The sequence below is a fragment of the Streptomyces sp. URMC 126 genome, assembly GCF_051386555.1.
In the GTDB taxonomy this organism is placed as follows: domain Bacteria; phylum Actinomycetota; class Actinomycetes; order Streptomycetales; family Streptomycetaceae; genus Streptomyces.
In genome coordinates this window covers 1-6,425 of sequence record NZ_JBPQTX010000371.1, presented here as the reverse complement: position 1 = coordinate 6,425, position 6,425 = coordinate 1, and the positions used below count along the sequence as shown (strand labels likewise).

4 protein-coding genes and 1 pseudogene are annotated in these 6,425 nt (G+C 78.2%); all 5 read left to right on the top strand.

All coding sequences use genetic code 11. The features are described from left to right. Positions 1-379 precede the first annotated feature (379 nt). Positions 380-1,441, top strand: a complete 1,062-nt coding sequence (locus tag ACSNOK_RS29350; protein ID WP_436783826.1) for a glycosyltransferase family 9 protein — start codon at positions 380-382, stop codon at positions 1,439-1,441. Then, positions 1,438-2,400 (top strand): glycosyltransferase, encoded by a 963-nt coding sequence (locus ACSNOK_RS29345; RefSeq protein WP_436783825.1) that lies wholly within the window; start codon positions 1,438-1,440, stop codon positions 2,398-2,400. Before ACSNOK_RS29350 ends, ACSNOK_RS29345 begins: the two co-directional genes overlap by 4 nt. Continuing rightward, complete coding sequence (locus ACSNOK_RS29340) at positions 2,397-3,629, top strand: glycosyltransferase (RefSeq protein WP_436783824.1); 1,233 nt, start codon at positions 2,397-2,399, stop codon at positions 3,627-3,629. Before ACSNOK_RS29345 ends, ACSNOK_RS29340 begins: the two co-directional genes overlap by 4 nt. After that, complete coding sequence (locus ACSNOK_RS29335) at positions 3,626-4,231, top strand: D-sedoheptulose-7-phosphate isomerase (RefSeq protein WP_436783823.1); 606 nt, start codon at positions 3,626-3,628, stop codon at positions 4,229-4,231. The genes ACSNOK_RS29340 and ACSNOK_RS29335 overlap by 4 nt, the downstream gene beginning before the upstream one ends. Positions 4,232-4,270: 39 nt before the next feature. Next, positions 4,271-5,644, top strand: a pseudogene (gene rfaE2, locus ACSNOK_RS29330) (D-glycero-beta-D-manno-heptose 1-phosphate adenylyltransferase); the annotation flags it as partial. Between the last annotated feature and the right edge of the window lie 781 nt (positions 5,645-6,425).

Below are 6,425 nucleotides of genomic sequence, written 5' to 3'. Positions count from 1 at the left end.
GGGTACGCAAGGCGCTGCCGGCCACGGTCGGAGGCGCCCGCCCCCGCGCCGGCGGCGTCCGGGGCCCGGCCGGGACCCCGCTCCGGGGCCTTGGCCCGGCCACGCCGGGCACGGCCGGTGACCCCGCCGCCGGAACGGCCGACGCCGTCCGGCCGGCGCCGGGCGGCAGGCGGCCGGGTGGTGACGCGGCCGGCGCCGGCGCGCCCCGGCCGGTCGGCGGGTCGGCCGGGGTGGGCGGCCCGGGCCCGGGACCGTACGACGACGGCGGTGTCCGTGCCGTCCGGCGGCCGGGGCCCGGGGCCGGGGCGGCGGCGCCGAGCGCGGGGCGGGCCGCCGGCTCGGGTGGTTCCGCCACGGGCCCGGCGAGAGGGGGCCGGCCGTGAAAGCGCTCGTAGCCCGGCTCGACAGCTTCGGGGACGTCCTGCTCGCCGGTCCGGCGGTGCGGGCGGTCGCCGCGGGGGCCGACCGGACGACACTGCTGTGCGGGCCGCGCGGCGCGCCCGCCGCGCGGATGTTGCCCGGCGTGGACGAGGTGGTGGTGTGGGACGCGCCGTGGGTGGGTTTCGAGCCGCCGGCGGTGGAGCGGGCGGATGTCGAGGCGTTCGTGGCGCGGATCGCCGCGGACCCGCCGGACGTCGGCCTGATCCTCACCTCCTTCCACCAGAGCCCGCTGCCCTTGGCCCTGCTGCTGCGCCTGGCCGGGGTGGGGCGCCTGGCGGCGGACTGCGTCGACTACCCGGGCGCCCTGTTGGACGTCCGGCACCGCCGGGGCCCGCGCCGGCACGAGGCGGAGGCCGGGCTGGACCTCGCCGAGGCGGCCGGCTTCCGGCTGCCGGAGGGGGACGACAGGCGCCTCGCCGTCCACGAACGGGAGCCCGGGATAGCGGAGTTGCCGGATCCCGGATACATCGCCGTGCATCCGGGCGCGGCCGTGCCCGCCCGGCGCTGGGGCGCCGACCGGTGCGCGGCGGCGGTCCGGGCGCTGGTCCGGGCGGGCTACCGGGTGGTGGTGACCGGTGGTGCCGGGGAGCGCGAGCTGACCTCGGCCGTCGCCGGCGGCGTCGCCCTCGACCTGGGCGGGCGCACCGGCCCGGCCGAGCTGGCCGGGGTGCTGGCGCGGGCCGCCGCCGTGGTGGTGGGCAACACCGGCCCGGCGCACCTGGCGGCGGCCGTGGGCACGCCGGTCGTCTGCCTGTTCGCCCCGGTGGTGCCCGCCGAGCGCTGGGCGCCGTACGGGGTGCCGCACGTGCTCCTCGGGGACGAGCGGGCGCCGTGCGCGGGCACCAGGGCCCGGGTCTGCCCGGTCCCCGGCCACCCGTGCCTGAACGGGGTGTCGGCGGAGGACGTGCTGGCCGCCGTGGAGAAGCTGACCGGGCGCACGCCCGGTCTGGAACCCCCGCGAGAGACCCACCCGACGGAACGGACGGAGCGCACGCCATGAGGATCCTGCTGTGGCACGTGCACGGCTCGTGGACGACGGCGTTCGTCCAGGGCCCGCACACCTACCTGGTGCCGGTGACGCCGGACCGCGGCCCGGACGGGCTCGGCCGCGCGGCCACCTTCGACTGGCCGGAGTCGGTCGTGGAGCTGCCCCCGGACGAGCTCCGGGACACGGACGTCGACCTGCTGGTCCTCCAGCGCCCGCACGAGATCGAGCTGGCCCGGGAGTGGCTGGGCCGCCGGCCGGGCGTCGACGTCCCCACGGTGTACCTGGAGCACAACGCGCCGGGCGGGCCGGTGCCGGACACCCGCCACCCGGCGGCGGACCGGCCGGAGCTGACGATCGTCCACGTCACGCACTTCAACCGGCTGATGTGGGACTGCGGGACGACGCCGACGGCGGTGATCGAGCACGGCATCGTGGACCCGGGCCCGCTGTGGACGGGCCGGCTGGCGCGGGCGGCCGTGGTCGTCAACGAGCCGCTGCGGCGCGGCCGGACGACCGGCACGGACCTGCTGCCGTACTTCTCTCAGGCCGCGCCGCTGGACGTGTTCGGCATGGGGACGGAGGGGATCGCCGCGGAGCTGGGCGTCCCGGAGGACCGCTGCCGGGGCCGGGAGCTCGTCCAGAGCGCGCTCCACCACGCCTTGGCCGAGCGCCGGGTGTATCTGCATCCGGTCCGCTGGACGTCGCTGGGTCTGTCGCTGCTGGAGGCGATGCACCTGGGCATGCCGGTGGTGGCGCTGGCCACCACGGAGGCGTGCGAGGCGGTGCCGCCGGGCGCGGGGGTGCTGTCCAACCGGTTGGACGTGCTGCACGACGCCGTCCGCGGCTTCGTCGCCGAGCCGGAACGGGCCCGCGAGACGGGCCTGGCGGCCCGGAAGGCGGCCCTGGCCCGGTACGGGCTGCCCCGGTTCCTCGACGACTGGGACCGGTTGATCAAGGAGGTGACGCGATGAGGATCGCCATGGTGTCCGAGCACGCGAGCCCGCTCGCCGCGCTCGGCGGCCCCGACGCGGGGGGCCAGAACGTCTACGTGGCACGGCTGGCGGACCTGCTCGCCGAGCGCGGCCACGAGGTGACCGTCTACACGCGGCGCGACGACGCGGCGTCGCCCGACCGGGTGCCGCTGCCGTCCGGGGCGGTGGTGGAGCACGTGCGCGCCGGCCCGGACCGGTACGTGCCCAAGGACCGGCTGCTGACCCATATGCCGCATTTCGGCGGGCACTTGGCCCGCGCGTGGCGGCACGACCGCCCGGACGTGGTGCACGCGCACTTCTGGATGTCCGGCCTGGTGGCGCTGATGGGCACGCACGGGCTCGGGGTGCCCGTCGTCCAGACGTACCACGCGCTGGGCACGGTGAAGCGTCGCCACCAGGGCCAGGCGGACACCAGCCCGCCCGAGCGGCTGGAGGTGGAGCGGACCATCGGCGCGTCCTGCGCGCGGGTGCTGGCCACCTGCTCCGACGAGGTGGACGAGCTGGAGCTGATGGGCATCGGCCGGGACCGCTGCTCGGTGGTGCCCTGCGGTGTGGACACCGAGCACTTCTCGGCCCGCGGCCGGATCGCGCTGGCGCCGGCCCGCCGGGCCCGGCACCGGCTGCTGGTGATCGGCCGGCTGGTCCCGCGCAAGGGCGTCGACCTGGCGCTGAAGGCGCTCCAGCGCATTCCGGACGCCGAGTTGGTGGTGGCCGGCGGGCCGCCCGTCGACGGGCTGCTCAAGGACGCGGAGGCGGTACGGCTGCTGGGCCTGGCCCGCCGGCTGCGGGTGGCCGACCGGTTCGTGCCGCTGGGCTGCGTACCGCACGAGGAGATGCCCGCGCTGATCCGCAGCGCCGACGTGGTGCTGTGCACCCCGGTGTACGAGCCGTTCGGCATCGTGCCGCTGGAGGCGATGGCCTGCGGCGTCCCGGTGGTCGCCACGGACGTGGGCGGGCACCGGGACACGGTGGCGCACGGCGAGACCGGCCTGCTGGTGCCGCCCGGCAACCACGTCGAACTGGCCGACGCGGTAAAGGGATTGCTCGCCTCGCCCGAGCGGCTGGCGGCGTTCGGCCGCGAGGGGCGGGCGCGGGCGGTGGCCCGGTACGCCTGGGAGACGGTGGCCGAGGGGGTCGAGCGGGTCTACGAACAGGTCGCGGGGCGGGTCCCGGAACCGGCCCCGGTCGCCTCGGGAGGTGTGCGATGACCGTCACCCGTACCGTACGGCCGCCGGACACCGCCGGCGGCGACCACTGCGGCCGGCTGCTGGCGGCCCTGGAGCTGTTCCGCGCGGAGCAGGCGGCCGTCGCCGAGCGCTGGGGGCGGCGGCTGGCCGGGGTGCTGTCCGCCGGCGGCCGGCTGCTGGCCGCCGGCAACGGCGGCAGCGCCGCCCAGGCCCAGCACCTGACCGCCGAGCTCGTCGGCCGCTACCGCGACGACCGGCCGCCGTTCTCGGCCATCGCCCTGCACGCGGACACCTCCAGTTGCACGGCGATCGTCAACGACTACGGCCCGGACGAGCTGTTCGCCCGGCAGGTGCGGGCGCACGCGCGCCCCGGCGACGTCCTGATCCTTCTCTCGACGAGCGGGGCCAGCCCCAATCTGCTGGCCGCCGCGGCGGCGGGCCGCGCCTCCGCCGTGGAGGTGTGGTCGCTGACCGGCCCGGCGCCCAACCCGCTGGCCGACGCCGGCCACGAGCGGCTGTGCGTGGCGGCGGGGACGACGGCGAACGTCCAGGAGCTGCACCTGGTCGCGGTGCACCTGCTGTGCGCCGCGTTCGACGCGGCACTGGCGACGACGGGCCCGTAGACCGGATACGCCCTGGTGACACGACAGTTGGGAGCCCCCATGACGTCCCGGACCCCGACCCCCCTGCTGGTCGTCGGCGACGCGCTGCTCGACCGCGACCTGGCCGGCACCGCGGACCGGCTCGCGCCGGACGCGCCCGTCCCGGTACTGGACGACTGCGAGGAGCGGCTGCGGCCGGGCGGCGCCGCGCTGGCCGCCTACCTGGCGGCGCGGGCGGGCCGGCCGGTCACGCTGGTGACGCCGCTGGGCACCGACCCGGCCGCCCGCCAGGTGCGGGAGCTGCTCGAACCGTGGCTGCGGCTGGTGGCGCTGCCGACGGACGGGCCGCTGCCGGAGAAGACCCGGGTGATGGCGGGCGGCCGGCCCGTGGTCCGGCTCGACCGGGGCACCGGCCGCGCGGCCGGCACCACCGAACGGGCGCTGGAGGCCGTCGCGGAGGCCCCCGCGATCCTCGTCGCCGACTACGCCCGGGGCACCGCCGACGTGCTGCGGGACGCCCTCGCCGCCCGGGCCCCGGCCACCGCCCTGGTGTGGGACCCGCACCCGCGCGGCCGGCCGCCGGTACGCGGCGCCCGGCTGGTGACGCCCACCGGCGAGGAGGCCCGCCGGTTCGCCGCGGACGTGCCGGATTCCGACGGCGACGCGCTGGGGGCGATCGCCCGCACGGCGGCCGAACTGGTGCGCCGCTGGCACGCGGTGAGCGTCGCGGTCACCCTCGGCGGGCGCGGCGCGCTGCTCTCGCAGGGTGACAGCCCGCTGCTCGTGCCGACCGCCGCCCGGCACAGCGGCGACGCCTGCGGCGCGGGCGACTGCTTCGCCGCCACGGCGGCCGGTCTGCTCGGTGACGGCGCCCTGCCGGCCGAGGCCGTCCAGGAGGCCGTGGCGGCGGCCACCCGCTACGTGGCGGAGGGCGGCCCCCGCGCGGTCTCCGGCGGCCCCAGCCCGGCCCCGCCCTTCACCGGCGGCACCGACACCGACGCCCTGCGCCTGGCCCGCCGGGTCCGCGCGGCGGGCGGCACGGTCGTGGCGGCCGGCGGCTGCTTCGACCTGCTGCACGCCGGCCACGTCAGCCTCCTGCAACAGGCCCGGGGCATCGGCGACTGCCTGATCGTCTGCCTCAACTCCGACGCCTCCGTCCGCCGCCGCAAGGGCGACGGCCGGCCCATCAACCCCCTCCACGACCGCGTCAGAGTCCTCCGCGCCCTCCAGTGCGTCGACGCGGTCGCGGTCTTCGACGAGGACACCCCGGAAGCCCTGCTCTCCGGACTCCGCCCGCACATCTGGGTCAAGGGCGGCGACTACGCGGTCGAACAGCTCCCGGAAGCCGCCCAACTGGCGTCCTGGGGCGGCCAGGCCGTCCTGCTGCCGTACCTCGACGGCCGCTCCAGCACCTTGCTGGCGACACGGGCGGCACACTGCGTGGGGAGCGGCGCTCCCACCACGAGGGAGCGCGGAACGGTCCCGAGCACGGAACCGACGTCCGTACGCGCGACCCCCGGAGCGACGGTGACCACTACGGCGTCTTCCGAAGGCGACGACATATCCGCGACCACCGGGCCGGACGGGAGCACGGCGGCGGCCGACGGGCGAGGCGAGCCCGGGACGGGCGGGAACAAGCCCACGGCTCCCCCACACGACACGGCCGAGACGCCCCGGGCGAGCACGAGCGCCACGGCGCCCCCCGTACGCGGCACGGCCAAGACCACCGGACCGGACGCGAACACAAACACCCCTCCCGCACCGAGCCCGCGCGGGGCGGCCGGACCGGACGGGACCGCGGCAGCAGCCGACGGGCGAGGCAAGCCCCAGCCCGGGACGGGCGGGCGGAAGGACACGACCCCCCGGCTCGGCACGGCAGGGACACCCAGGCCCGCAGCGAGCACCGCGGCGCCCTCCGTAGGCGGTACGGCCGCAACCACCGGACCGGACGGGACCGCGGCAGCAGCCGACGGGCGAGGCAAGCCCCAGCCCGGGACGGGCGGGCGGAAGAACACGGCTCCCCGGCTCGGCACGGCCGGGACGCCCGGGCCCGGAGCGAGCACCGCGGGGCCCTCCGTACGCGGCGCGCGCGCCGCCGCCCGGGGCGCGGAGCCGGGGGTGAGTCCCCCGGGAGGCGCGGCGCCCCCACGGGACGCGGCCGGCGCGGCCGGGTCGCGGGCGGGTCCGGGGCAGGGAGTGCCGCGTGGTGCGGGGG